Origin of the sequence: Dehalogenimonas formicexedens (assembly GCF_001953175.1) — a bacterium.
In the GTDB taxonomy this organism is placed as follows: domain Bacteria; phylum Chloroflexota; class Dehalococcoidia; order Dehalococcoidales; family Dehalococcoidaceae; genus Dehalogenimonas; species Dehalogenimonas formicexedens.
The window spans coordinates 639,966-662,183 of the sequence record NZ_CP018258.1 but is presented as its reverse complement, the minus strand read 5'-3'; the positions used below and the strand labels follow the sequence as shown (position 1 = coordinate 662,183).

Annotated in this window: 26 protein-coding genes; 17 read left to right on the top strand and 9 right to left on the bottom strand. The window is 57.0% G+C overall.

What is annotated here, in order from left to right:
* The first annotated feature begins 84 nt into the window (after nt 1-84).
* Nucleotides 85-474 carry a response regulator gene (locus Dform_RS03530; RefSeq protein WP_076003797.1) on the top strand — a complete coding sequence of 130 codons (390 nt, stop codon included), beginning with the start codon at nt 85-87 and terminating at the stop codon, nt 472-474.
* Between the two features lie 107 nt (nt 475-581).
* Nucleotides 582-1,571 (top strand): uroporphyrinogen decarboxylase family protein, encoded by a 990-nt coding sequence (locus Dform_RS03525; protein WP_076003796.1) that lies wholly within the window; start codon nt 582-584, stop codon nt 1,569-1,571.
* Here Dform_RS03525 and Dform_RS03520 read toward each other — a convergent pair.
* Nucleotides 1,568-2,143 carry a DNA polymerase ligase N-terminal domain-containing protein gene (locus tag Dform_RS03520; RefSeq protein WP_076003795.1) on the bottom strand — a complete coding sequence of 192 codons (576 nt, stop codon included), beginning with the start codon at nt 2,141-2,143 and terminating at the stop codon, nt 1,568-1,570. The genes Dform_RS03525 and Dform_RS03520 overlap by 4 nt on opposite strands.
* 46 nt (nt 2,144-2,189) lie before the next feature.
* Here Dform_RS03520 and Dform_RS03515 point away from each other — a divergent pair, with 46 nt between their 5' ends.
* Nucleotides 2,190-2,990: a biotin--[acetyl-CoA-carboxylase] ligase gene (locus Dform_RS03515; RefSeq protein ID WP_158513461.1), complete on the top strand. Its 801-nt coding sequence runs from the start codon at nt 2,190-2,192 to the stop codon at nt 2,988-2,990.
* A gap of 3 nt (nt 2,991-2,993) precedes the next feature.
* Here the strand turns inward: Dform_RS03515 and Dform_RS03510 are convergent, their stop codons facing one another.
* Both Dform_RS03510 and Dform_RS03505 read right to left on the bottom strand, forming a co-directional pair.
* The gene (locus tag Dform_RS03510) at nt 2,994-3,782 is read right to left on the bottom strand and encodes a slipin family protein (protein ID WP_076003793.1); all 789 of its coding nucleotides are present in this window, start codon (nt 3,780-3,782) and stop codon (nt 2,994-2,996) included.
* Nucleotides 3,783-3,785: 3 nt separating this feature from the next.
* On the bottom strand, nt 3,786-4,232 hold the full coding sequence (locus Dform_RS03505) for an NfeD family protein (RefSeq protein ID WP_076003792.1): 447 nt from the start codon (nt 4,230-4,232) through the stop codon (nt 3,786-3,788).
* A 185-nt stretch (nt 4,233-4,417) separates the two neighbouring features.
* Here Dform_RS03505 and Dform_RS03500 point away from each other — a divergent pair, with 185 nt between their 5' ends.
* The gene (locus Dform_RS03500) at nt 4,418-5,176 is read left to right on the top strand and encodes an ABC transporter ATP-binding protein (RefSeq protein WP_076003791.1); all 759 of its coding nucleotides are present in this window, start codon (nt 4,418-4,420) and stop codon (nt 5,174-5,176) included.
* Entirely contained in the window at nt 5,164-6,396 is a 1,233-nt protein-coding gene (locus Dform_RS03495; RefSeq protein ID WP_076003790.1) for a SufB/SufD family protein, read from the top strand. Before Dform_RS03500 ends, Dform_RS03495 begins: the two co-directional genes overlap by 13 nt.
* A 63-nt stretch (nt 6,397-6,459) precedes the next feature.
* On the opposite strand, the gene Dform_RS11795 is transcribed toward Dform_RS03495, so the two are convergent.
* The 3 genes from Dform_RS11795 to Dform_RS03480 form a co-directional block, all read right to left on the bottom strand.
* Entirely contained in the window at nt 6,460-6,645 is a 186-nt protein-coding gene (locus Dform_RS11795; RefSeq protein WP_076003789.1) for an FmdB family zinc ribbon protein, read from the bottom strand.
* A gap of 102 nt (nt 6,646-6,747) precedes the next feature.
* Nucleotides 6,748-7,008 carry an FmdB family zinc ribbon protein gene (locus tag Dform_RS03485; RefSeq protein WP_225973725.1) on the bottom strand — a complete coding sequence of 87 codons (261 nt, stop codon included), beginning with the start codon at nt 7,006-7,008 and terminating at the stop codon, nt 6,748-6,750.
* Nucleotides 7,009-7,039: 31 nt separating this feature from the next.
* Entirely contained in the window at nt 7,040-7,249 is a 210-nt protein-coding gene (locus tag Dform_RS03480; protein ID WP_076003787.1) for an FmdB family zinc ribbon protein, read from the bottom strand.
* A gap of 106 nt (nt 7,250-7,355) precedes the next feature.
* Here Dform_RS03480 and Dform_RS03475 point away from each other — a divergent pair, with 106 nt between their 5' ends.
* The 11 genes from Dform_RS03475 to Dform_RS03425 all read left to right on the top strand — a co-directional run bounded on the left by Dform_RS03475 (nt 7,356) and on the right by Dform_RS03425 (nt 18,649).
* Nucleotides 7,356-7,973: a YkgJ family cysteine cluster protein gene (locus tag Dform_RS03475; RefSeq protein ID WP_076003786.1), complete on the top strand. Its 618-nt coding sequence runs from the start codon at nt 7,356-7,358 to the stop codon at nt 7,971-7,973.
* Entirely contained in the window at nt 7,974-9,689 is a 1,716-nt protein-coding gene (locus Dform_RS03470) for a YgiQ family radical SAM protein (RefSeq protein ID WP_076003785.1), read from the top strand.
* A 33-nt stretch (nt 9,690-9,722) separates the two neighbouring features.
* Nucleotides 9,723-10,901, top strand: a complete 1,179-nt coding sequence (locus Dform_RS03465; RefSeq protein WP_076003784.1) for a M20 family metallopeptidase — start codon at nt 9,723-9,725, stop codon at nt 10,899-10,901.
* 18 nt (nt 10,902-10,919) lie between these two features.
* Nucleotides 10,920-11,753 (top strand): acyl-CoA dehydratase activase, encoded by an 834-nt coding sequence (locus Dform_RS03460; protein ID WP_076003783.1) that lies wholly within the window; start codon nt 10,920-10,922, stop codon nt 11,751-11,753.
* A gap of 18 nt (nt 11,754-11,771) precedes the next feature.
* Nucleotides 11,772-12,797, top strand: coding sequence for a phosphate acyltransferase PlsX (plsX, locus tag Dform_RS03455; protein ID WP_076003782.1), 1,026 nt, complete (start codon nt 11,772-11,774; stop codon nt 12,795-12,797).
* Nucleotides 12,775-13,701, top strand: coding sequence for a thioredoxin-disulfide reductase (gene trxB, locus Dform_RS03450; protein WP_076003781.1), 927 nt, complete (start codon nt 12,775-12,777; stop codon nt 13,699-13,701). Before plsX ends, trxB begins: the two co-directional genes overlap by 23 nt.
* A 137-nt stretch (nt 13,702-13,838) precedes the next feature.
* Nucleotides 13,839-14,291: a 50S ribosomal protein L9 gene (gene rplI, locus Dform_RS03445; protein WP_076003780.1), complete on the top strand. Its 453-nt coding sequence runs from the start codon at nt 13,839-13,841 to the stop codon at nt 14,289-14,291.
* Nucleotides 14,292-14,297: 6 nt separating this feature from the next.
* On the top strand, nt 14,298-15,653 hold the full coding sequence (gene dnaB, locus Dform_RS03440) for a replicative DNA helicase (protein ID WP_425481069.1): 1,356 nt from the start codon (nt 14,298-14,300) through the stop codon (nt 15,651-15,653).
* Between the two features lie 243 nt (nt 15,654-15,896).
* Nucleotides 15,897-16,580, top strand: a complete 684-nt coding sequence (locus Dform_RS03435) for a DnaD domain-containing protein (RefSeq protein WP_076003778.1) — start codon at nt 15,897-15,899, stop codon at nt 16,578-16,580.
* Nucleotides 16,501-17,904: an ATP-binding protein gene (locus Dform_RS03430; protein WP_076003777.1), complete on the top strand. Its 1,404-nt coding sequence runs from the start codon at nt 16,501-16,503 to the stop codon at nt 17,902-17,904. Before Dform_RS03435 ends, Dform_RS03430 begins: the two co-directional genes overlap by 80 nt.
* Nucleotides 17,905-18,016: 112 nt before the next feature.
* Nucleotides 18,017-18,649, top strand: a complete 633-nt coding sequence (locus Dform_RS03425) for a flavodoxin family protein (RefSeq protein WP_076003776.1) — start codon at nt 18,017-18,019, stop codon at nt 18,647-18,649.
* On the opposite strand, the gene Dform_RS03420 is transcribed toward Dform_RS03425, so the two are convergent.
* Nucleotides 18,639-19,547, bottom strand: coding sequence for a lysophospholipid acyltransferase family protein (locus Dform_RS03420; RefSeq protein ID WP_158513460.1), 909 nt, complete (start codon nt 19,545-19,547; stop codon nt 18,639-18,641). The two genes, Dform_RS03425 and Dform_RS03420, sit on opposite strands and share 11 nt — an antisense overlap.
* 168 nt (nt 19,548-19,715) lie before the next feature.
* Here Dform_RS03420 and Dform_RS03415 point away from each other — a divergent pair, with 168 nt between their 5' ends.
* Nucleotides 19,716-20,228: an HNH endonuclease gene (locus tag Dform_RS03415; protein ID WP_076003774.1), complete on the top strand. Its 513-nt coding sequence runs from the start codon at nt 19,716-19,718 to the stop codon at nt 20,226-20,228.
* 97 nt (nt 20,229-20,325) lie between these two features.
* On the opposite strand, the gene Dform_RS03410 is transcribed toward Dform_RS03415, so the two are convergent.
* Both Dform_RS03410 and Dform_RS03405 read right to left on the bottom strand, forming a co-directional pair.
* Nucleotides 20,326-21,183 carry a PSP1 domain-containing protein gene (locus tag Dform_RS03410; RefSeq protein WP_076003773.1) on the bottom strand — a complete coding sequence of 286 codons (858 nt, stop codon included), beginning with the start codon at nt 21,181-21,183 and terminating at the stop codon, nt 20,326-20,328.
* Nucleotides 21,176-22,207, bottom strand: a complete 1,032-nt coding sequence (locus tag Dform_RS03405) for a DNA polymerase III subunit (RefSeq protein WP_076003772.1) — start codon at nt 22,205-22,207, stop codon at nt 21,176-21,178. The genes Dform_RS03410 and Dform_RS03405 overlap by 8 nt, the downstream gene beginning before the upstream one ends.
* Nucleotides 22,208-22,218: the final 11 nt, after the last annotated feature.

The following is a 22,218-nucleotide window of genomic DNA, read 5'->3' as shown; positions in this document are numbered from 1 at the left end:
CCCCCTGACGCCTGATGTAATTGTCACCGGTTGGTAGTATCATCAGTAAAATGCGGGATTCGAGTCTTTCAAAGGATCGGAACTATGCGCTTTGTTGTAGCCGACAGGCAACCAAGCACCCGTTCGGCGCTTAAGCTTTTAGTCGAGCAGTATCCGGACATGGAATATGCCGGCGGCGCAGGGGACACTGAAAGCCTGGTGAAACTTGCCCGGTCGGTTAAACCGGACCTCACCCTGGTTGAATGGGAATTACTGGGTGTCTGGCCCAAGGGAACCCTGGCGGACCTCAAAAATTCCGTGGTCGTGGTTTTAAGTTGTTGCCTGGACCGCTCGGTGCCCCTTGAAGCCGGGGCTGATTACTATGTTTCCAAGGTCGACAAGCCTGAACGCCTCATCGGAGTTATCGAAGATATCCGAACACGTTTCAATGCCGGCGTCGCCGCCCCCGCCCCTTCCGTTCCTCCCAATCCCTGAGTTCCCCTTTCCTCCTCCCCGCCGCGCCTTCCCGTGGTCCTGCCGCCAGTTGACCCAACCCGTTCCATTGCGTAACATCAGATCGGGAATAATCAAGGAGCAAGCCCATGACGAGCAAGCGGGAAAGAATTCAGGCGGCGCTTACCGGTCAGACCGTCGACCGGGTCCCCGTGGGATTCTGGCGGCACTGGCCCGGCGACGACCAAAATCCGGACTCGCTGGCCGCGGTGACTCTCGCGTATCAACGCAAATACGATCTCGACTTCATCAAGCTGCCGGTGTCCTCAACTTATTGCGTCGAGGATTACGGCATCACTCATGCCTACCGCGGCAGCATCATGGGAGACAGGGAATATTTATCCCGAATCATCCATTGTCCCGATGATTGGGCGGCTGTCGGTCCCCTCGACATCCGGCGCGGCACCTATGGCTGGCACCTGGATTCCCTGGGGAAGATCGTAAAAGAGAAGGACCAGGACACCCCGGTCATCGTAACGATGTTCCATCCCCTGGCCATAGCCGCGTACCTGGCGGGCGATGAACTTTTCCTGGCCCACCTCCGTGAATACCCGGAAAAAGTGCTGCCAGCCCTACACACCCTGGCGGAAACAAGCGCCAGATTTGCGTCCGCCTGTATCGAGGCGGGAGCCGACGGTATCTTCCTTTCCACCCGTTTTGCCAGCCACGAGCTGTTGAGCCGGGACGAGTTTGACCAGTTCGGCAGGCCAACTGATTTAATGGTTCTTGAAGCCGCCTCAGCCGGCTGGTTCAACGTGCTTCACCTCCACGGCCAGCACCCCATGTTCAAAGAAACCGCCGCATACCCGGTCCAGGCGGTAAATTGGCACGACCGGACCTCGGGGATAGATCTGCAGACAGCGGCCCGGCTTTCCCCCAAGGCGGTAATGGGCGGCGTGGAACAGATGCGCCTGCTTCAGGATGGATCGCCCCGGGAGGTCATGGATCAAGCCAGGGAGGCTATTCAGAAAATGAACTCCCGGCGGCTCATCCTGACGACCGGCTGCACCTACCCCCTCGCCGTCCCCGAGGCCAATTTGATGGCAATGCGCCGAGCGGTCGAGAATGCTATCGGCTAAGCCTCCGCAGCCGCGATCTGGGAGAGAGTCCTTCCCGTAAGGGCGGAATCAGGGGACTCTTCAAGGATATCCCCGGCTTTCACGAATTCATCGTTCATCTTGAAGAAGAGCCAACCTTTGGCGGTCCGGATCAGGGCAAAAAGGCCTCGCAACTTTTTTCCTTCGAGAAATACCTCGATCCTGCCCTTATCGTAGGCCTCCGCCATCGTTTCCGGTTCCGGTTTATCGGCTTTGATGTTCCGGTATGTGCCCGTGTCCCAGACCATCACCGTGCCGCCGCCGTATTCCCCCTGGGGGATGGTTCCTTCAAATCCGCCGTACGCCATGGGGTGGTCCTCGGTCGGCACCGCCAGGTGCTTGGCTTGGGGATCAAGGGAGGGACCTTTCGGTACCGCCCAGCTTTTCAAAACCCCATCGACTTCCAGCCTGAGGTCATAGTGAAGGCGGGAAGCATCGTGTTTTTGGATGACGAACATCGGCTTGGCTGAAGGCAGCTTTACTTCAGGCGGAGGTTCGGCGGTCTTTTTAAAGTTGCGCTTTTCGGTGTATTCTCTTAATTTTTCTTCAGCCATTTCAGCCACCTCAAAACCATTATTGGTTCAGAACGCGCTTGTGTCAATGGCGGATCAGCAGGCTGGATGTTATACTTCTTCGATGCATTCCCTTGATTTCCGGAGCGTAGAAAATGCCCTTGCGGGCTGCCGCTGGGGGCATACCCTTTTTACCTATGATTCCATCGGCTCGACGATGGACCGTGCCCGGGAATTAGCCCAAAAAGGCGCCCGCGAAGGCACGCTGGTGATCGCCGCGGAGCAAACCGAGGGGCGGGGACGCCTTAACCGTGCCTGGATATCCCCGGCGGGTTCGCTGTATCTTTCCATTCTGTTGTATCCCGACGCTGAAAAGCTGCCCTACTTGACCGTTCTGGCCGGGCTGGCGGTCGCCGAGGCGATAGAAGAAGTTACATCGATCCATACCGATCTCAAATGGCCGAACGACGTATTGATCCGCGGCAAGAAAGTCGCCGGCATCCTGGTTGAGAGCGGCGTTTCCAAGACAAGGAACTATACCGTAATTGGCATGGGCATAAACGTCAATATCCAGACCGGTTCATGTCTCGAGATCGCAGGAATCGCCACCAGTCTTTCAGATCACATCGGCAGGCCGGTGGATCCGTTGGCGTTATTACGCGCCCTGATCGACCGGCTGGAATTTCTCTATTCCTCTTTTGACCAGAACGCGATCTTGAAGCTTTGGAAAAGCCGGCTCATCACCCTGGGACGCCGGGTTAAAGCCACCAGCGGAACATCGGTTTTTGAAGGCGCGGCAATCGACGTTAATAGCGATGGCGCCCTCATAATCCGCCGGGACGACGGTACTGAATGCGCCGTGGTCGCCGGGGATGTCACCCTCGGCTGAGCGCTATTTCTGCTCCTTGCCGTCGCTGCCGAATCGTTTCATGAACATGCTTATCAGATCGATCGGCACGGGGAAGATAACCGTCGAGTTCTTCTCCGAGGCGATCTCGGTTAACGTCTGCAGATACCTCAATTGAAGGGTGACCGGCTCTTTGGCGATGACGTCCGCGGCCTGGGCCAGCTTGGTAGAAGCCTGGAATTCGCCTTCAGCGTGAATGATTTTGGCGCGGCGCTCGCGCTCAGCTTCAGCCTGAGCGGCCATCGAGCGGCGCATCGTCTCCGGCAGTTCCACCTCTTTGATCTCGACAGTCGAGACCTTGATGCCCCACGGGTCTGTTTGCTTGTCGATGATACCCTGGAGAATATCATTCAACTTTTCCCGGTTAGCCAGGAGTTCATCGAGTTCGGACTGGCCGAGCACATTCCGGAGGGTGGTCTGGGCGATCTGGCTGGTAGCCCGGATGTGGTCGGCGACTTTGACCACCGCCGACTGCGGATCGACAACACGGAAATATATGACGGCATTGACCCGGACGGTCACGTTATCCCGGGTAATAACTTCCTGGGACGGCACGTCCATGACCACCACGCGCAGGTCCATTTTGACCATTCGATCGATGAACGGAATGAGGAGGAAGATGCCTGGCCCCTTGGCGCCTATGAGCCTTCCCAACCGGAAAATGACGCCCCGTTCGTATTCGGCCACCACCCTGACGGACATGGCCAGTAGAACGATCAGGAAAAACAGGACGACGAGCCACGGGATCAGGGCGTTGATGGTTGATTCAGGCATTTGTTATGCTCCTTCCTGGATTTTGGCGACATATAGGTTCAGACCGTCGATGCCGGTGACGACGACTTCCTCCCCAACCTCGGCTCTCCCCTCTTTTACTTGCGCTGACCAGATTTCCCCATCGATAAAGACGGTGCCCGACGGATTCAATTGAGCGCGTACCGTGGCTTTCTTGCCGATCAGTTCCTCGTGCCCGGTGGCGACTTTCTGCTTTTGAGCTTCGGCCACGCGCCGAAAAACGAGTACCGTAGCGGTGAAAGCAAACACCAGCATGAGAACAAACAGGGTGACGGTCACCCAAACGGGTACCGTAAAGTCAAAAATCAGGATCAGGCCCAGAATCAGCGCGAAAAGTCCTGCCGCCCCGAAAAGGGCGTACCCCGAAGTAAAAAATTCGGCGATAAAAAGGGCGATGCCCAAAAGGACGAGGAGAATGCCGACCAAGTTCATTATGCCCTCGATTCGTAATTGATTATAACACGCGGGGCAAGCTCCAGTCCCTCTCTCGGTGTCCCGTACGCCTTTGTAGTTGACCCTCGCCGCCCAGTACCCGATAATAACTGAATATCATCGGTGATTTTCATCACAGACCAGGCGATTTCTGGTGCCGCATAATTAATACCCCGGAGGTAAATATGGCTGCCGAAAAACTGCTGGAAATTAAAGATCTAAAAGTTGAAGTGGAAGGCAAGGAGATACTCCACGGCATCAACCTTTCAATCAATGCCGGTGAAACGCACGTGATCTACGGCCCCAACGGCAGCGGCAAAACCACCCTGCTGATGACTATCATGGGCTTTCCCCGCTACAAGATCACCGGCGGCAAGATTATTTTCGAAGGCAAAGACGTCACCCGCGCCACTCTCGATGAACGGGCGCGCATCGGGATCGGCTTGTCTTTCCAGAGGCCGCCCATCGTCCGGGGCGTCAAGACCCGCGACATGGTAACGGCGTGCTTCCGGGGTCGGGAGAGCGTCGACGTCATACCCGGCCTGGCTGAAAAAACCAATATGGTAGATTTCCTGGACAGGGATATCAACTACGGTTTTTCAGGTGGCGAAACCAAAAGATCGGAACTTCTCCAGCTCCTGGCCCAGAGCCCGGACCTGGTATTGCTCGACGAACCGGAATCCGGCGTTGACCTGGAAAACATCGCCCTCATCGGCGAGCTCATCAATGACCTCCTGAAAAAATCTCACCCGATGCGTTCGCGGACGCGGAGCGGCCTCATCATCTCGCATACCGGACACATCCTTGAGTATGTCAACGCCCGTACCGGTTACGTCATGTTTGAAGGCAGGATAATCTGCGAGGGCGATCCCCATGAAATCCTTGAAACCATCAAAATTAAAGGCTATGGAGAGTGTGCCTCATGCCAGATATGCAAAAGGTAGAAACCGACCTTATCGAACGCGCCAAAGCCGCTGCGGCTAAAAAAGCCGCCGCCGGGCCTGACATTGACCTGGAGCAATTCGTCGTCCCTAAAAAGGGCGAGAAGAAATATGTCGAAAAACTCGAGACCATTGCCGAGGTGGACAAGTCTCGGATGCTGGAGTCCGGCGTCATGCTGGATGACCGCACCGCCCGCTCCGGCACATTTGTCCAGATGGACAACACCCCCGTTCATTTCGGCGCCGCCCAGGACGGCATCGAGGTCATGAGCATATCGGAAGCCAGGAAGAAATATGACTGGCTCAAGGACTACTGGTGGAAAGCGGTCCAGGTCGATGCCGACAAATACACCGCCCACGTCGAACTCAACGACGCCGACGGCTATTTCATCCGCGCCCTCCCCGGCGTCAAGACGGACTATCCGGTGCAGGCCTGCCTGTACCTGCAGCACGACCAGGCCGTCCAGGACGTCCACAACATCATCATCGCCGAAGAAGGATCGGAACTTCACATCATCACCGGCTGCGCCGTCGCCCACCGCCAATCGATGGGACTGCACGTCGGTGTTTCGGAGTTCTATATCAAGAAAGGCGCCAAGATCACCTTCAGCATGATCCACACCTGGTCCCCGGAGACCGAAGTGCGGCCTCGTACGGGAGCGATTATCGAAGAAGACGGCCTGTACCTTTCCAATTACGTCATCATGAAGCCGGTACACTCAATCCAGGCTTCGCCCATCGCCCGCTGCGTCGGCAAGAACGCCACCGTAAGATTCAATACGATAATGGTCGCCACCCCCGGTTCTCACATGGACCTTGGCACCAGGGCGTTTCTGGACGCTCCCGGCGCCCGGACTGAAATGATAGCCCGGGCCATCACCGCCGGCGGCGAGATCATCTCCCGCGGCTACATGGAAGGCAACGCCGTCGATATCAAAGGCCATCTCGAATGCCGCGGCCTGATCCTCAAGGAGCAGGGCAGCATCCATGCCATTCCGGAACTTAAAGCAACCGTGCCCAACGTCGACCTGTCACATGAGGCGGCAGTGGGCAAGATCGCCGAGGATGAGGTCGAATACCTCATGGCCCGCGGGCTGACCCGTGATGAAGCCACGGCGGCGATCATCCGGGGTTTCTTGAAAGTGGATATCGAGGGACTGCCCAAGATGCTGAACGATGAACTTCGGAAGGCGGTTGAAGCTTCGGAAAACGAAGCCCTCTAACGTTGAAAGAGGTTAAATAAAAAAAAGGCCACCTTCGCGGTGGCCTTTTTTAATGCACGTTCCCTAAGATTGGCGCCATTGGGGAGGCGTTTCGACCTTGCCCTTGTAAGTCGAGGTAAAAGTGGACATCTTTCGCCGGGTATCAGCTGAGCCGCACCTGGGACAAATGGCTGGCGATGTGTCCGACATTGACCGGAGAAGCTCGAACTTTTTCCTGCATCCGGCGCAAACATATTCATAAATTGGCATCGGTTTTACCTCTTCTTCTAGTTTACCAAAATGATCCCTGTATTAAAACCAAAAGCCCCGCACGCGGTGAGGGGCTGGAAACTTTAATAGTGCTTCCCGTATTCAGGTATAAAGCCAGGGAGATTTGCCCTTGGGAGTCTTGGACAGCCCCAGATTATCGGTGGTGATAAAGGTTGCGGGCTTCTTTTCACACTCGGTGGAACCGCACTTTGGGCAAGTCACCGGACCGGTATCCGAAAAACGGCGTAATTCCTCGAATTTTTTCTTGCAGGAGCGGCATACGTAATCGTAAAGCGGCAAGCTGACCTCCATCGATGTATTTGGTGAACCACGGACACTTCGATGATAAACGGTGATGTTCATGGGAGCCGAACCGGCTCCTCTGTATCTACCCTCAGGAAGAAACGCGGCCGCCTCCGCCGGACCCGCAACCGGATCCGCTGTACGACCCGCCGCCTGAAGAGCCACAGCTAAATGACGAAATCTTCCTCTCGACCTCGGTCGAACCGCACTTGGGGCAGGTTACCTCGGCGGTGTCGGAAAATCGGCGCAGAAGTTCGAATCTTTTGGCGCATTTCTTACAGTTGTACTCGTAAATCGGCATTGACAGCCTCCAGTAAACAGATAAAGCATTATACCAAAAAACATGTATTACCTTAAGTGTCTTAAGTCACAAACGGCTGAAAGACCGATTTGGTATAATTCAAATCATGGCTAAAGTATTTGAGAATCTTGGGATTGCGGACACCGATCTCTCGGAGGCGAGGAAAATTGTCACCAGGCACCTTAATTCCGACTTCGGTGAAAAATACGAACGGTATATCGCCACGGTTGGAGCCGCTCTCTTAAAAGTATATCCGCCGGCCAGGAATTTCTCACCCTCCGAACTTGTAGACATTGTTTCGATCACCGATATCATCGGTCCGGAGTCCAGGGCAATAATGAAACGCATGAAAGAGGCCTGTACCGGTTGCGGCTGGTGCTGCTCTCAAACCCGGCGCATCGTGGTTGACGAAGCGGATACAATCCGCATCAGCCGGAAACTGAAGCGCAAACGCGAAGATATTTTTGCCCTCGACGGCAAGGACTGGGTGATCAAACAAGCCCACCCGTGCGGCTGGTGGAACCCCAAAAACGGGCGCTGCCAGATCTACGGTGAACGTCCCAGGACCTGCCGGGTCTGGCCTCTGGGAATCAACGAACTGAACCAGCAGACGGTACAAGCCGTGGCTCAGTGTAATTACGCCGTCATGGTTCTCGCCAATAAGGTGATCTGGATGCTGCAAAGCGCCGAAAAAGCCGCCGGGGCTCAGGTCCAACCAGGTTAAATGTTTCTGCCCACGACCAAACAGGAAATCGATTCTCTCGGGTGGGACAGGCCGGATATCGTTCTGGTTACCGGAGATTCCTACATCGATAGTCCTTTTGTCGGTATCTCCGTGATCGGCAAGATGCTGGCAAAGGCTGGTTTCCGGGTGGGCGTCATCGCCCAACCTGACATCCATTCACCCGCCGACATTACCCGCCTCGGAGAACCGCGCCTATTCTGGGGCGTTACCGGCGGCTGTATCGACAGCATGATAGCCAATTACACCTCGCTCAAGAAAAAACGCAAAAGCGACGACTACACGCCCGGCTGCCAGAACACCCGCCGCCCGGACCGCGCTTCGATCGTGTACACCAACCTGATCCGCCAGCATTTCAAAAAAACTGTCCCGATTGTCCTTGGCGGACTTGAAGCGAGCCTGCGGCGGGTGGCCCATTACGACTACTGGGACGACCGCGTCCGGGGCTCGATACTATTTGACGCCAAGGCCGACTATCTCCTCTACGGCATGGCCGAAAAAGCCGCCGTAGAACTGGCTGTTGCCCTCGACAGGGATAGCGATCCCCGCCGGGTCCGGGGATTGTGCTACATCTCCGTCGAGGCCGACATGCCCTTGGTACGTGAAAACTATCTTGAATTGCCGCCGCTCGACGTTGTTGAGAAGGATAAAACAGCCTTCACTGACATGTTCCACGCCTTTTACCGGAACAACGATCCCATTACCGCCAAAGGCCTCTATCAAAAACATGGCAATCGCTACCTTGTGCAAAACCCGCCACAACCTTCGATGACCCAGGCAGAACTCGATTCCGTATTTGCCGTCGGTTACGAACGCACCCAACACCCTTACTACGAACGTCAGGGCAAGGTCAAAGCCCTCGAAACGATCAAATTCTCGATACTGTCCCACCGCGGTTGTTATGGTGAATGCAATTTTTGCGCCATCGCCGTCCACGAAGGCCGCACCGTCCAGTGGCGGAGCGAGGAATCGATCCTCGCCGAGGCCCGGGAACTGACCAAATACCCGGATTTTACAGGCTATATCCGGGACGTCGGCGGCCCGACAGCCAACATGTACGGCTTCGAATGCGATCGAAAACTGAAAAAGGGAGTTTGCGTCGCCAAGCGCTGCCTCTTCCCTAATGTTTGCCCGACTCTTAAACCAGATCACTCCAAACAGATCGAGCTGCTTAAGAAACTTCGTAAAGTCCCCGGCATGAAAAAAGTGTTTGTCGCCTCCGGCATCCGGTATGACGCGGTTCTGGCTGATAACCAGTACGGCGAACCCTACCTCGAAGAAGTCGTCAGGCACCACGTCTCCGGACAGATGAAGGTGGCGCCGGAACACTCCGAGCCTTCTGTCCTCAAGACCATGGGCAAACCCGGAACGGAATCATTGCTCAATTTCAAGGCAAGTTTTGATCGGATCTCCAAAGCCGCCGGCAAAGCGCAGTTCCTGACCTACTACCTGATCGCCGCCCACCCCGGCTGCACCGCCGCGGACATGGGCAAATTGCAACAATTCACCGCCAAGAATTTGAGAATAAGCCCGGAGCAGGTACAGATATTCCTGCCCGCGCCGTCAACATACTCCAGCCTGATGTACTATACCGGCATCGATCCATTTATTGGCAAGAGCCTGTTTGTGGAAAAAGTGCTGCCAAAAAAAGAATTCCAGAAGCGGATCGTAACCGGAAACACCAACCCCCGGCGATAGCGCCGAATGTGACCATGGGCTATAATCAGTCCGATGAAAACTGATCTCTCCTCCCTGAAAACAGCCGTCAAAGAATCGATTGATTCCCAGGCTGCCGCCCTTAAAAAGATCGCTCTCGGTATTCACGATAATCCCGAATTGGGTTTTCATGAAAAACAAGCTGCCAAATGGCTTACCGACCACCTGGTACAGAACGGTTTTACGGTGGAAATGGGCATCGCCGACCTGCCCACTGCCTGGAAAGCCACCTACGGGTCCGGCAAGCCGGTCATCGCCTTCGTCGGCGAATACGACGCCCTGCCGGAGGTAGGCCACGCCTGCGGCCACAACCTAATCGGAACAGCTTCAGTGGGTGCCGCCGTTGCTGCGAAGATATTGGCGGATAAGTTCGGCGGCACTATCGTTATGATCGGCACCCCGGCCGAGGAGCTTTACGGCGGCAAGATCCCCATGGTCAAAAAGGGCATTTTCAACGGATTGGACGCCGCCATGCTTGTCCATCCAGGTTCTGAATCTATCGCCATGACCCAGGCTCTGGCGGTTGTGACTCTTTATGTCGAATATTTCGGCCGTGAAGCCCATGCCTCCGCTCATCCGGAACAAGGCATCAACGCCCTCGATGCAATGGTCATCGGTTATAATGCCGTCGCAGCCTTGCGGCAACATATTCGTTCATCGGCACGCATTCATGGCGTGATCTCCGACGGAGGCAAAGCAGCGAATGTTGTGCCGGGACACTCCGCCGGGAATTTTTTGGTCCGCGCGATGGACCTGAAATACCTTGAGGAGTTGAAGGAACGGGTACTCAACTGCTTCCGTGCCGGCGCGCTGGCAACCGGCGCCGAGCTTTCCTATCATTGGGACGAGCACGCCTATGAGCCTTTGAAAGCAAACGTCAAACTGGCACAACTTTTTACCAACAATATTCAGAGTCTGGGCCGCGATATCGCCCTTGAGGACCCGTCATACGAGTTCGGCTCCACCGATATGGGTAACGTCAGCCAGGTCGCTCCCGCTCTCCATGGCTTCCTGGCAATCGCGCCGAAAGATGTTTCCGGCCACACCAAAGAATTTGCCATGTACGCGGCGTCGGATGAGGGCATCAAAGCCATGCTGGACGCCGCCGCCGGAATGGCCATGACCGCCGCCGACCTTTTGTCCAGTCCTGAGATACTGGCCAGGGTTAAGGCTGAATTCGAGAAATCGTTCTAAGCCGGCGGTTAATACGTTATGACCTGTATATTTCTCGGCCTTGACGCCGGTTCCGTTTCCACAAAGGCAGTTGCCCTATCGGAAAATTGCGATATATTAGCCTCCGCCTACCTCCCCACCGCCGCCGACCCCCTGGCGGCATCGCGGCAGGTCCTTGCTCAAATTAAATCATCGATAAACGGCGAAATTCTTGGGATTGCCGTCACCGGCAGCGCCAGGGAACTCGTCGGCGAAAAACTTGAGGCGACAATCGTCAAAAATGAGATCACCTGCCAGGCGCTGGCCGCCGCCCATCTCGTCCCCACCGCCCGAACGGTCATCGAGATCGGCGGACAGGACTCGAAACTGATCGTCCTCCGCGATGGCCTGGTAAACGATTTCGCCATGAACACCATCTGCGCCGCAGGCACCGGCAGCTTCCTGGAGCACCAGGCGCGGCGACTGAACCTCACGATGGAAGAATTCGCCTCCGAGGCTCTACTGAGCATCCAACCGATCAAGGTTACCGGCCGCTGCACCGTTTTTGCCGAATCCGATATGGTCCACGCCCAGCAGACCGGAGCCAAACGCCCGGACATAATCTACGGGCTTTGCCTGGCCCTCGTTCGCAACTTCCTGGCCGACGCCGGACGCAATCGCCAGATCGAACCCCCCGTCGTTTTTCAGGGCGGAGTCGCCAAAAACAAGGGCATGGTAAGGGCGTTTCGAGAGATGCTCAGCTTTGAAATAACCGTACCGCCAAGTCCCGAGCTCTCCGGAGCGCTGGGCGCCGCCTTGCTACTAAAGAGGGACTTGACGCATAATATGAACCGGCATTTTCAGGGAACAGCAGGTCTGGACTCAGGCCGCTGACAAAGGGAAGGGAAGAGTATGCGGATCGCTGTCGATGCCTCCGGCGGAGACTATGCCCCCTACGAAATCGTCAAAGGCGCCATCAAGGCTGCCCAGAGCCTCAAGGACAAGGGTGTTGAGATTATCCTTATCGGCAAACGGCCGGTCCTCCACGTCCAGGCCGGCAAGCACCTCAAGAAGTTGAACCTCTCTATCGTTCATGCCCCTCAGAACATCGAATTTCACGAGCACCCGGTCGAAGCCCTCAAGAACAAGCCCAAGTCATCCATTGTCATCGGCACGATGATGGTCAAGGAAGGCACAGCAGATGCTTTCGTTTCCGCCGGTTCCACCGGCGCCATGCTCTGCGCCGCCTACCTCCTGCTGGGCAAGATCGAAGGCATCGAGCGGCCGGCGCTCGGCAGCATCATCAAACTGACGCCCCACGCCCCGGCCCTCCTCCTGGACGCGGGAGCCAACGCCGATTGCCGCCCCCAGCACCTGGTGGAATTTGCCCGCCTGGGCAACATCTATTCCAAATATGTTATCGGCGTCGACAAACCGCGCGTCGCCCTGATGAGCAACGGTGAGGAAGAGACCAAGGGCAACAAGCTCGTCATCGAGACCCACCAGATGCTCAAGACCGTGCCCGGACTAAATTTCATCGGCAATATGGAAGGTCATGACCTGGTCCATAACAAAGCCGATGTCATCGTTACCGACGGCTTTACCGGAAACGTCCTGATCAAGGCCTTCGAGGGTCTGGGTGACTCCATCATCAAGATCCGCCAGGTCGGCCAGGCGGTTAACTCTGCTTCCCACCTGCGGGGCCGCGCCCTTCTGGCCGACGTCGGCATGGGCCACATGGTCAAGGGCATGGACTTCCGCGAAGTCGGCGGCGCCTGTCTCCTGGGAGTCAAGGGCACCATAATCGTGTCCCACGGCCGCTCTCGCGCCAAAGCCATGATGAACGCCATTTTAATGGCCAAGCGCACCGTTGAGCAGCGCATCCCCCAGCTTATCGCCGAGGAGGTAAAAGAGAATGTCAGCAGCGTCACGGTTTGACGTCATAATTGTAGGCGGCGGACCTGCCGGTCTGACCGCGGCTCTATATTCCGCCCGCGCCAAGATGAAAACGCTGCTTATCGAAGGCAGCGCTATCGGCGGCCGCATGGCCGAGGCCTGGGAGATCGAGAACTATCCCGGCTTTACCGAGGCGATTCACGGCTATGACCTTGGCCAGAAGATGTTCGAACAGGCCAACAAGTTCGGCGTCGAGCATGCCCAAACCAGCGTCATCGGGATTAAAATCGATGGTACCGACAAAACTGTAACAACCGGCATTGGAGATTATATCGCCCCCGCGGTCATCATCGCCGGCGGTTCGGAGCGCCGGAAGCTAGGCGTTCCCGGCGAAAAGGAACTCACCGGCCGCGGCGTCTCCTTCTGCGCCACCTGCGACGGCCCCTTTTTCCGGGACAAAGTCGTCGCCGTCATCGGCGGCGGCAATGGCGCGCTGAACGAGGCCACCCACATCAGCCATTTCGCCAGTAAGGTTTACGTCATCCACCGCCGGGACTCGATGAGGGCCACGAAGGTCCTCCAGGACAAGGCCTTCGCCGATCCCAAGATTTCCTTCATCTGGGACACCGAGGTGAAGGCGGTCGAAGGCGCGGATGCCGTCGAACGGCTGAAACTTAAAAACGTGAAGACCGGCGCCGAATCGGTGCTGGAACTCCAGGGCGTTTTCATCGCGGTGGGACTGGTGCCGAACACGGATTATTTGAAAGGTCTTGTCGACATCGATCCTTACGGCGCGGTGATCACCAACGACAAGATGGAAACCAACTCCCCCGGCATCTATGCTGCCGGCGATGTCCGCGCCAACTCGGTCCGCCAAGTGGTAACCGCCGCCGGCGACGGGGCGACGGCAGCCATTTACGCCCAAAAGTACATTTCCGAGAAATAACCGTCATTCTGAGCGTAGCGAAGAATCCGCTCTTTCAGAATGACGACGTCGCCTCAACCGGTGGGATGGTATTGGATAATTGGTATTATTGGAAATTGGTATTATTGGGATTATTTAACTCACACAAAGGTTGATAAATGAAAGTCGTACTGCTTAAAGACGTCCCCACTATCGGTAAAACCGGCCAGATCAAGGAAGTGCCGGATGGGTACGCCCGTAACTACCTGCTGAAATCAGGGCTGGCCTCACCCGCCACCAAAGAAGCCACTACCATGACCAAGTCAAAGTTGGAAGCGGAGTCTAAGAAGCAGGCCAAGATCGACGCCGAGCTGGCCACCGCCGCCAAAATGCTGGACGGCTTGACCGTGGCCATCCCCGGCAAGACCGGTGCCGGCTCCAAGCTTTACGGTTCGGTTACCTCCGCCGATATCGCCGGGGCGGTCCAAAAGGTCACCGGATATGAATTGGACAAGCGCAAGATAGAACTGCCTGAACCGATCCGTTCGTTGGGTGACTACAATGTCACCGTCCGCCTGTCTTCATCCCTCTCGCCCGTGGTCAAAGTCAAAGTGGTGCCCCAGGGGAGCTGACCGGTGGTGGAAACCAGGCTGCCGCCTTTCGATCCGGCCGCTGAAGAAGCGGTCAACGGTTCGTTGTTGATCGACGATAAGGTCATCTACGATCTGGCGCCTTTCCTGAAACCGCAGGATTTCTACACCGAACCGGGACGGCTGGTATACGAAGCCGCCTTGACCCTGTTTCAGCGGGGCGAACCCATCGACCAGATAACCGTCGCCCAGGAACTTGAGCGCCAGCAGCGGCTGGAGCGCATCGGCGGCGCCGCCTATATCGCCCACCTCCTGAGCGTCGTCCCCACCTCCCTGGACGCCGTCTACTACGCCAATATCGTCAGCAACCTGTCGATCTCGCGCCAACTTATCGTCGCCGGCACCCAGATCGCCAACCTGGGCTACACCCCGGATCCAGATCCCACCGCCGCCATCGCCAAAGCCGAGACCTTCCTGTTCAAGGTCAGAAGCGAGCGCTCGTCCCAGGACTTCATCCACATCAAGAATATCCTTGATAAGTACCTTGAACCGGTCCAGCTTAAAGAACAACTGGAGAGCGTTCCCACGGGCTTCTATGGCTTGAACGACTACATCGGCGGCATGAAACGCGGCGACCTCATCATCGTTGCCGGCCGGCCTTCCATGGGCAAGACTTCGCTCGGTCTCAATATCGCCCGCAATTCGGCGGTGGACCACCACGCCTGTGTCGCCATGTTCTCCCTGGAAATGTCGTCGGAATCGCTCGTTCAGCGGTTGCTTTCTTCGGAAGCCGGCATCAACACCCGTTATTTCCAGCCGGGCCTGGCGACGCCGGAGGATGAAAACCGCATTATGCACGCCATCGGCAACCTCTCCGAAGCGCCGATCTTTATCGATGACAGCCCCCAGCTCAGGGTCTCGGAACTGCGGGCCAAAGCCCAGCGGCTGAACTTCGAACACAAGCTCGATCTCCTCATCGTTGACTACCTGCAACTCCTCCAGGGCGAATCGGCCTCGGGGCGTGACAACCGCGTCCAGGAAATTTCATACATTTCCCGCTCGCTCAAGGGCATCGCCCGCGAACTCAACGTCCCGGTCGTCGCTCTTTCCCAGCTTTCCCGCGCCGTTGAATGGCGTTCCACCCACGTTCCCCAGCTTTCCGACCTCCGTGAAAGCGGCTCCATCGAGCAGGACGCCGATATCGTGATTTTCATTTATAGGGATGAAGTCTATTTCAAGGAAGAGGAATGGGCGGCCCAGTTCCCGGACAAAGAATACCCGCGCGAGATCGCCGACATCATCATCGCCAAGCACCGCAACGGCCCGACGGGCACCGTCAAAGTGCGCTTCCGCCACGCCCTCACCAAGTTCGAGAATCTGGAGTCTATCACCGAAATCGCATAGGTATGGTGTAGGGGCGGGTTTTTAACCCGCCCGCGACGAGGGGGCGGTGCATTGGATAACTGGTATTATTTGAGAATTGGTATTATTGGTATTTATTCCCCCGGACGGGACTGGTGGTAAACCACGTTGGGGCGGGTTTTTAACCCGCCCGCGACGAGGGGGGCGGGCATTGGATAATTGGTATTATTTGAGAATTGGTATTATTGGTATTTATTCCCCCGGACGGGTAATTGGGTTATCTGAATGAAATTCACCGGCTTCCCTGAAAAATTCGAATTCGCCGCGGTGCCCAAGCCCTTCCTGGCTTACGTACTGCCGGCGATTGATGACCTTGAAGAACTCAAGGCCACCCTGGTGTTCTTCCAGCTCTTGTACCAGAAGAAAGGTTTCCCGGTGTGGGTAACCGCCGCGGAGGTAGCTGATTCCGGTTCTGGCTTCGATGAAGCCTCGGCTGAACGCTCTCTGAACAAGGCTGTAGCTCGGAGCGTCCTGATGCGCCTGGCGGTGACCGTGGGTGGGCGGGCAACCGCCCTGTACCTGCTGAACGATGACAAAAACCGGGAAGCGGCGCGAAAGATCATCGGCGGCGACATCAAAATCAAGGACCTGGCGCCATCGCCGGCATCCGAGTTGCCTCCGGTCCCGGAGCTTCCCGACATCTTTTCGCTCTACGAGCAGAACGTCGGCCTGCTGACTCCGATGATTGCCGATGAGTTGAAGGAAGCCCTGAAACTCTACCCGGAAGCCTGGATCAAGGACGCCATCAAGGAAGCCGTCAGCCTCAATAAGCGGAGCTGGCGATACATCAGCAAAATATTGGATAATTGGAACGCCGGCGGCAGAGACGATGGAACATATCAGAGATATCCTAAAGAAGACCGCGACAAATACATCAAAGGCAAATACGGCAAGTTCGTCCAGCGATAAACCTGGGGAAGCCGCCATGCCAGAGTGCCCGCTTTGCCGCGGCGCCCGCTTCGTCTATGCCCGGACGCCGGAAGGCAAGCCGGACTATTCGAAGACCCTACCCTGCCGCTGCGTCGATGCCGCCCTGGACCTGGAAAAGCAGCGCCGTCTGATCGATTATTCCCGGCTGGGGATGCTTCGCTCGCTGACCTTCGACAACCTGTTGCCCGAAGGCCGTCATGGCTCGCCCCAGCACCGTGCCGCCTTCAAGCAGGCTTACGAGGCGGCGCTGGCTTTCGCGGAAGATCCAAAGGGCTTCCTGGTGTTGAGCGGCTCTTCCGGTTCCGGCAAAACCCATCTGGCTGCCGCCATCACCAACCGGCGGATAGAATTGGGGCACACCGTCTTGTACCGCTCGGCGCCTGATCTCCTGGATGACCTGAAATCCGGATTTACCGCCAGCGCCGAAAACCCGTTTCCGGAGGTTTTCGAGCAGGTAAAAAACGTGCCTCTGCTGGTCATTGACGATCTTGGCATCCAGTCCGAGACCGCCTGGGCCAGGGAAAAGCTGGATCAGCTGGTCACCTACCGCTTCAACCACGAAATGCCCACCGTCCTGGCCACCTCCCTGCCGGTTGAAGCCCTCGACGAGCGCCTGAAAACCCGTTTGCTTGACCCGCGCCAGGCCAGGGTGTTGCGGTTGGCCGGCCAGGGCGCCGCCGATACGGATTGGCCGGAAGGCCTGGCCCTCCAGCGGGGCATGAATTTCCTGTCTTTCGATCGCGAGCGCCTCAACCTGCCCCCTGAAGACCGGGACAACCTGTCGCGCGCCTTCCAGGTGGCTTCCGACTTCGCCCGCGCCCCGGAAGGCTGGCTCATCCTCCAGGGAGTCACCGGCTGCGGCAAGACCCACCTGGCCTCGGCCATCGTCAATTATCGCTACCAGGCCGGGCTGCCCGCTTTGTTCGTCGTCGTACCGGAATTTCTGGACCACCTCAGGTCTGCCTTCTCGCCGGACGCCAAGGTCTCTTACGACGAGCTTTTCGACCGGGTGAAAACTACGTCGTTCCTCGTTCTGGATGACTTCGGTGAACAGGCGACAACACCCTGGGCTCAGGAAAAGCTCTACCAGGTCATTAGCTACCGCTACAATGCCCGCCTGCCTACTGTGGTGACCACCAGAGCCAGCCTGGAACAGATCGAACCGGCGATTTCGTCTCGCTTTTTCGACCACCAGTTCAGCATGGTCTTCAACGTCACCGCCCCCGATTACCGCGGCGACGCGTCGCACTCCAAGAACCGGCGGATAACACCCCGTGTCAATCGCGTAAATTATAAAAAATAGCTAACAAATCCGTTCGTGGTGCCCGAGCCTGAACCATGACCGGGAGCGTAGGGACACGGCATGCCGTGTCCTATTCAGCCCATGAAATGGATTCTCGACCTCCAGGAGTAAAATGAAAGTTCTGTTAGTCAACGGCAGTCCCCACCCCCATGGCTGCACCTACACCGCCCTTGAAGAGGTAGCGAAGGCTCTGAACACCGAGGGCATCGACACTCAGATTTTCCAGATCGGCACCGAACCGATATCGGGTTGTATCGCCTGCAAGACCTGCGCCAAAAAAGGGCGCTGCAATTTTGATGACTGCGTCAATGATTTTATGGATCTGGCACAGGGCGCCGATGGCTTTATTTTCGGCTCTCCGGTGCACTACGCTGCTTCCAGCGGAGCGATTACCTCTTTCATGGACCGGGCCTTTTATTCCGATTCGAACGCTGGAAGGAAATCGTTTTATTTGAAGCCAGCTGCCGCGGTCGTCTCAGCAAGGAGGGCAGGGACCACCTCTGCCTTCGATCAAATAAACAAATACTTCACCATAGCCGAGATGCCGGTGATCTCATCCCAGTACTGGAATATCGTTCACGGCACTGTGCCGGAAGATGTAAAAAAGGATCTGGAAGGCTTGCAGACTATGAGGGTACTGGGCAGAAATATGGCCTGGTTCCTCAAGTGCAAAGAAGCTGGAATAAAGGCAGGCATTCCCTTCCCCTTGAAGGAGCCAAAGGTTCGCACCAATTTTATCCAGTAGCAGGTTCGCCGGTGGCGCCGTGCTTCGATGCCTTGGCTGGGATTTCCGGCCAGACCCGGTTAAGGACTACCCATTGATCGGAGTCCTTGCGGATGTATCTCTCCATCACCCTGACCACTCTTTCGACATTCCCGGCCAATCCCTCTGAGCTTCCGTTTCCCGCCAGGTCGACGGCGGGTTCGAAGTTTATTTCGTAGCCTTTACCGGCGCGCCGGCTGAAGACCGGCACCAGGGCTGCCCCGGTTTTGAGCGCGAACCGCACGGCAATGGTCGGCATGGTGGTCTCCTCGCCGAAAAATTTGACGCCGATGCCGTTCTGATCGATGTCGCGGTCGCTGGCAAAGAGCAGCGCCTCCCCCCGGTGAAGGCATTTGAAGAGTTTGCCCAGTGTGTCGGTCTGAGGTGACAGGAAACTGATCCCGTGACTCTGCCGCAGGCTGGTAACGTGGTTCAGGAGTTTCGGCGGATTGATGGGTTCCACCAGCACCGTCGTTTTGACAGATTGCAGGGTAAGCCATTGGATGGCCATGTCGTAACCGCTCATATGAGCCGTCACCAGCACCACCCCTTTGCCCCTGCCAAGCGCCGCGTCGAGGTATTCTTTCCCGTTCACCTTGAACAGGCGCCCCAGTTCATGGCGTTTCAGACGGGGCAGTTTGACCAGGTCGAAATAATTGCGGGCAGTGTTGGCTAAGACACCCTTGACCAGGCGCCGCACTTCCTTGTCATCGTTGCCCAAACCTGAAGACCGGCGCTGATTGTCGGCGATACTCCTCCGAAGCCCGGGGGCTGCCAGGTAAATAAACCCGGCCAGAAAGCCGGCTACAAAGTAACCGGCTTTCCTCGGAAGAAACGCCAGGCTGAAACCGGCTATCCTAAAAGCGTAATACTGCCACACATCATCCCTCAAGCTTCTATCCGGAAAGTCCAGGGTGACGTTTGCACCCGGCTGAGCCGGAGGTTCATTATAGCTTTTTCTGCCAAGGAGTAACCAATTTCCGGACGGCTGCAAACTTGCGCGCCTTAACCCAATCTCCTACAATTGGCCCACCAGGGAACGACTGATATGCTCAATCACCCGGTACTGGTGCTGAACCAGAATTACGAGCCCATCCACGTCTGCCAGATCAGGCGCGCCATCCTCCTCTGCTACCAGGGCAAAGCCGAAATGCTGGAAGACGGCCTCGGTATGCTTCACACCGTCCAACTCTCCGTGCCCATGCCGTCCGTCATTCGGCTGCAGCACCAGGTCAAACGTCCCCGCCCCCGCCATAAACTGACGCGGTGGGAGATCTTCCACCGCGATGATTTTACCTGCCAGTATTGCGGCAAAAAGGTTCAACCTTTGACCATCGACCACGTCGTGCCCCGCTTCCAGAACGGCCGTCACTCCTGGGAGAACCTGGTAACCGCCTGTGTTCCCTGTAACCGCCACAAGGCCGGCCGCACCCCGGAACAGGCTAATATGAAACTGCTCAAAAAGCTCGGACCGCCGGACAGCCGCCCCATGGTCGTCTTCACTCACCGCTACCAGGAACGCATGCCTGTCTGGCGGAAGTATCTGCCGGAAAAGTCCTGACCGGCTTCCTGAACAAAAACCCAAAACCTTCGGCGTTTTGAGCCTTTGAATTTTGGGTTTAGAATTTGTTTCGGATTTCGATATTCGTGCTTCGAGCTTACCGCCGCCTTCGGCGGCGCCTCTTGTGCCCGGTACCCGCTTCAGCGGCGGGGGCTTGGCCTGGCGCCACCTGGTCGTCGGCTTCGGTGATCGGCGTCACCCCTATTTTGTCTTCGGGTTCCGGCGACACCGGTCTGTTTGAAGGAGCGACGGCTCCCCTGGCCGCCATCGCGGCGGCTTCGGCCTGGGCAGCCCGCGCCCGTTCCTCGTTCATGCATTTGTAGGTTTCGTATTCATGCCCCAGGCAGCACAGGAGCCTGCCGCAAACGCCTGAAATCTTCACCGGGTTGAGCGGCAGGTTCTGTTCCTTGGCCATCTTGATTGAAACAGGGGCGAAATCGACCAGGTAGTTGACGCAGCACAGTTCGCGGCCGCAGCGCCCGTAGCCGCCAAGGAGCTTGGTCTCGTCCCTGGGTCCCACCTGGCGCAACTCCACCCGGATACGCAACTTCCGTCCCAGTTCCCTGACCAGTTCGCGGAAATCGACCCGCCCCTCGGAACTGAAATAGATGGTGACGTGGCTTTCGTCGAGGTTGTACTCCGCCGCCAGGCACTTCATCGGCAGGTTCAGCTTGACCACCAGTTCCTGGCATTCCACCATCGCCTGGGCTTCGGCGCGGCAGACGGTATGCCGGTGCTCGATGTCTTCCTCGGTGGCCATGCGGACTACCGGTTTCAGCGGCGCCTCCAGCTTGTCCTCGGCGATTTCCCTGGGACCGTTGACCACCCTGCCGACTTCCAGTCCCCTGGCCGTCTCCACGACCACGTTGTGGCCGGGTTCCAGGGTAAAGTCAACGGGGTCGAACTGATATAATTTACCCGCCTTTTTCAGGCGGATCTCAACAACGTTAACCACTCTTTTTTAGACTCCCTCCGAGTAATGGCAAGCCGAGCATCAGGACTTCCAGGGCCAGGCGCGGCGAGGCGTTCTGTTCCAGGTATTGCCGGGTATTCGAAAGCGATCCGATGATCGACCGGGCTTCAGCCGTACCCAATCGGGATGACAGCGTTTCCAGCGCGGACATATAGTCAGTATTGACCACTTCATCTTTTATGTCAAGTTTAACCAGCAATAAATCGCGGCAGAATGACAGCCACTGATCCAGCATCCGGTAGATCTCAGCTCTCGATTTGCCGAAGCGGGTCGCCAGCCTTGAGGCCAGTTCGAACCTGAAATCGAATCCGGATTCCAGGGCTTCGGCGAACCGGTCGAGGTTGTCCTTTCTTTCAGCCAGCACCACATCGTCAGCGGCGGCGATAATCGCCCAGCCCGCCCTGCCCTGGCTCAGTCGAGCCAGCAGCCCGGCACGCTCGGCGGAAAAACCAAGGTCCTTCTCCAGGTACCGGGAGATCTCGGTCCTCGGCGCGGAGGCCAGCTTCAGTTTGACGCAGCGCGACCTCACCGTCTCCGGCACCAGGTTCTCTCTCGAGGTCGTCAGCACGAAGACGACGTTCGGCGGCGGTTCTTCGAGGGTTTTGAGCAGCGCGTTGGCGGCGCCGGTAGACATCCGGTCCGCCTCTTCGATGATGAAAACCCGGCATTTGCCTTCGTAAGGCGGCATGGAGGCGGCATGGTTGATCGCCCGGATCTGTTCGATGGTCACCTCGGTCTTGCTCTTGCCATCGTCGTTGACTGCCAGCCCAATAACCTGGACGTCAGCGTGAATGCCGGCAGAGATTCGACGGCAGGGCTCGCACCCGCCGCATGGAGGCTCGTTTCCGGTGCAGTTGAGCGTTTGGGCCAGCTTCAACGCCAGGGCGGTCTTCCCGGAGTGTTCCGGCGCCGAGAACAAATAGGCGTGACAGAGGCTGCCTCTTTCCAGGCTTCTTGCGAGGAAAGCGACCACATTATCCTGCCCTATCAAGCGCCAATTACTCATGGCAAATCCGA

What these genes read in the sequence shown, in the direction of transcription:
- plsX (WP_076003782.1), top strand. Translation starts at nt 11,772, where the DNA reads ATGCGGATCGCTGTCGATGCCTCCGGCGGAGACTATGCCCCCTACGAA.
- Dform_RS03475 (WP_076003786.1), top strand. Translation starts at nt 7,356, where the DNA reads ATGGCTAAAGTATTTGAGAATCTTGGGATTGCGGACACCGATCTCTCG.
- Dform_RS03405 (WP_076003772.1), bottom strand. Translation starts at nt 22,207, where the DNA reads ATGAGTAATTGGCGCTTGATAGGGCAGGATAATGTGGTCGCTTTCCTC.
- Dform_RS03460 (WP_076003783.1), top strand. Translation starts at nt 10,920, where the DNA reads ATGACCTGTATATTTCTCGGCCTTGACGCCGGTTCCGTTTCCACAAAG.
- Dform_RS03430 (WP_076003777.1), top strand. Translation starts at nt 16,501, where the DNA reads ATGGAACATATCAGAGATATCCTAAAGAAGACCGCGACAAATACATCA.
- rplI (WP_076003780.1), top strand. Translation starts at nt 13,839, where the DNA reads ATGAAAGTCGTACTGCTTAAAGACGTCCCCACTATCGGTAAAACCGGC.
- Dform_RS03510 (WP_076003793.1), bottom strand. Translation starts at nt 3,782, where the DNA reads ATGCCTGAATCAACCATCAACGCCCTGATCCCGTGGCTCGTCGTCCTG.
- Dform_RS03525 (WP_076003796.1), top strand. Translation starts at nt 582, where the DNA reads ATGACGAGCAAGCGGGAAAGAATTCAGGCGGCGCTTACCGGTCAGACC.
- Dform_RS03485 (WP_225973725.1), bottom strand. Translation starts at nt 7,008, where the DNA reads ATGAACATCACCGTTTATCATCGAAGTGTCCGTGGTTCACCAAATACA.
- Dform_RS03435 (WP_076003778.1), top strand. Translation starts at nt 15,897, where the DNA reads ATGAAATTCACCGGCTTCCCTGAAAAATTCGAATTCGCCGCGGTGCCC.
- Dform_RS03520 (WP_076003795.1), bottom strand. Translation starts at nt 2,143, where the DNA reads ATGGCTGAAGAAAAATTAAGAGAATACACCGAAAAGCGCAACTTTAAA.
- Dform_RS03500 (WP_076003791.1), top strand. Translation starts at nt 4,418, where the DNA reads ATGGCTGCCGAAAAACTGCTGGAAATTAAAGATCTAAAAGTTGAAGTG.
- Dform_RS03465 (WP_076003784.1), top strand. Translation starts at nt 9,723, where the DNA reads ATGAAAACTGATCTCTCCTCCCTGAAAACAGCCGTCAAAGAATCGATT.
- Dform_RS11795 (WP_076003789.1), bottom strand. Translation starts at nt 6,645, where the DNA reads ATGCCAATTTATGAATATGTTTGCGCCGGATGCAGGAAAAAGTTCGAG.
- Dform_RS03530 (WP_076003797.1), top strand. Translation starts at nt 85, where the DNA reads ATGCGCTTTGTTGTAGCCGACAGGCAACCAAGCACCCGTTCGGCGCTT.
- Dform_RS03505 (WP_076003792.1), bottom strand. Translation starts at nt 4,232, where the DNA reads ATGAACTTGGTCGGCATTCTCCTCGTCCTTTTGGGCATCGCCCTTTTT.
- trxB (WP_076003781.1), top strand. Translation starts at nt 12,775, where the DNA reads ATGTCAGCAGCGTCACGGTTTGACGTCATAATTGTAGGCGGCGGACCT.
- Dform_RS03415 (WP_076003774.1), top strand. Translation starts at nt 19,716, where the DNA reads ATGCTCAATCACCCGGTACTGGTGCTGAACCAGAATTACGAGCCCATC.
- Dform_RS03515 (WP_158513461.1), top strand. Translation starts at nt 2,190, where the DNA reads ATGGCGGATCAGCAGGCTGGATGTTATACTTCTTCGATGCATTCCCTT.
- Dform_RS03495 (WP_076003790.1), top strand. Translation starts at nt 5,164, where the DNA reads ATGCAAAAGGTAGAAACCGACCTTATCGAACGCGCCAAAGCCGCTGCG.
- Dform_RS03480 (WP_076003787.1), bottom strand. Translation starts at nt 7,249, where the DNA reads ATGCCGATTTACGAGTACAACTGTAAGAAATGCGCCAAAAGATTCGAA.
- Dform_RS03470 (WP_076003785.1), top strand. Translation starts at nt 7,974, where the DNA reads ATGTTTCTGCCCACGACCAAACAGGAAATCGATTCTCTCGGGTGGGAC.
- Dform_RS03425 (WP_076003776.1), top strand. Translation starts at nt 18,017, where the DNA reads ATGAAAGTTCTGTTAGTCAACGGCAGTCCCCACCCCCATGGCTGCACC.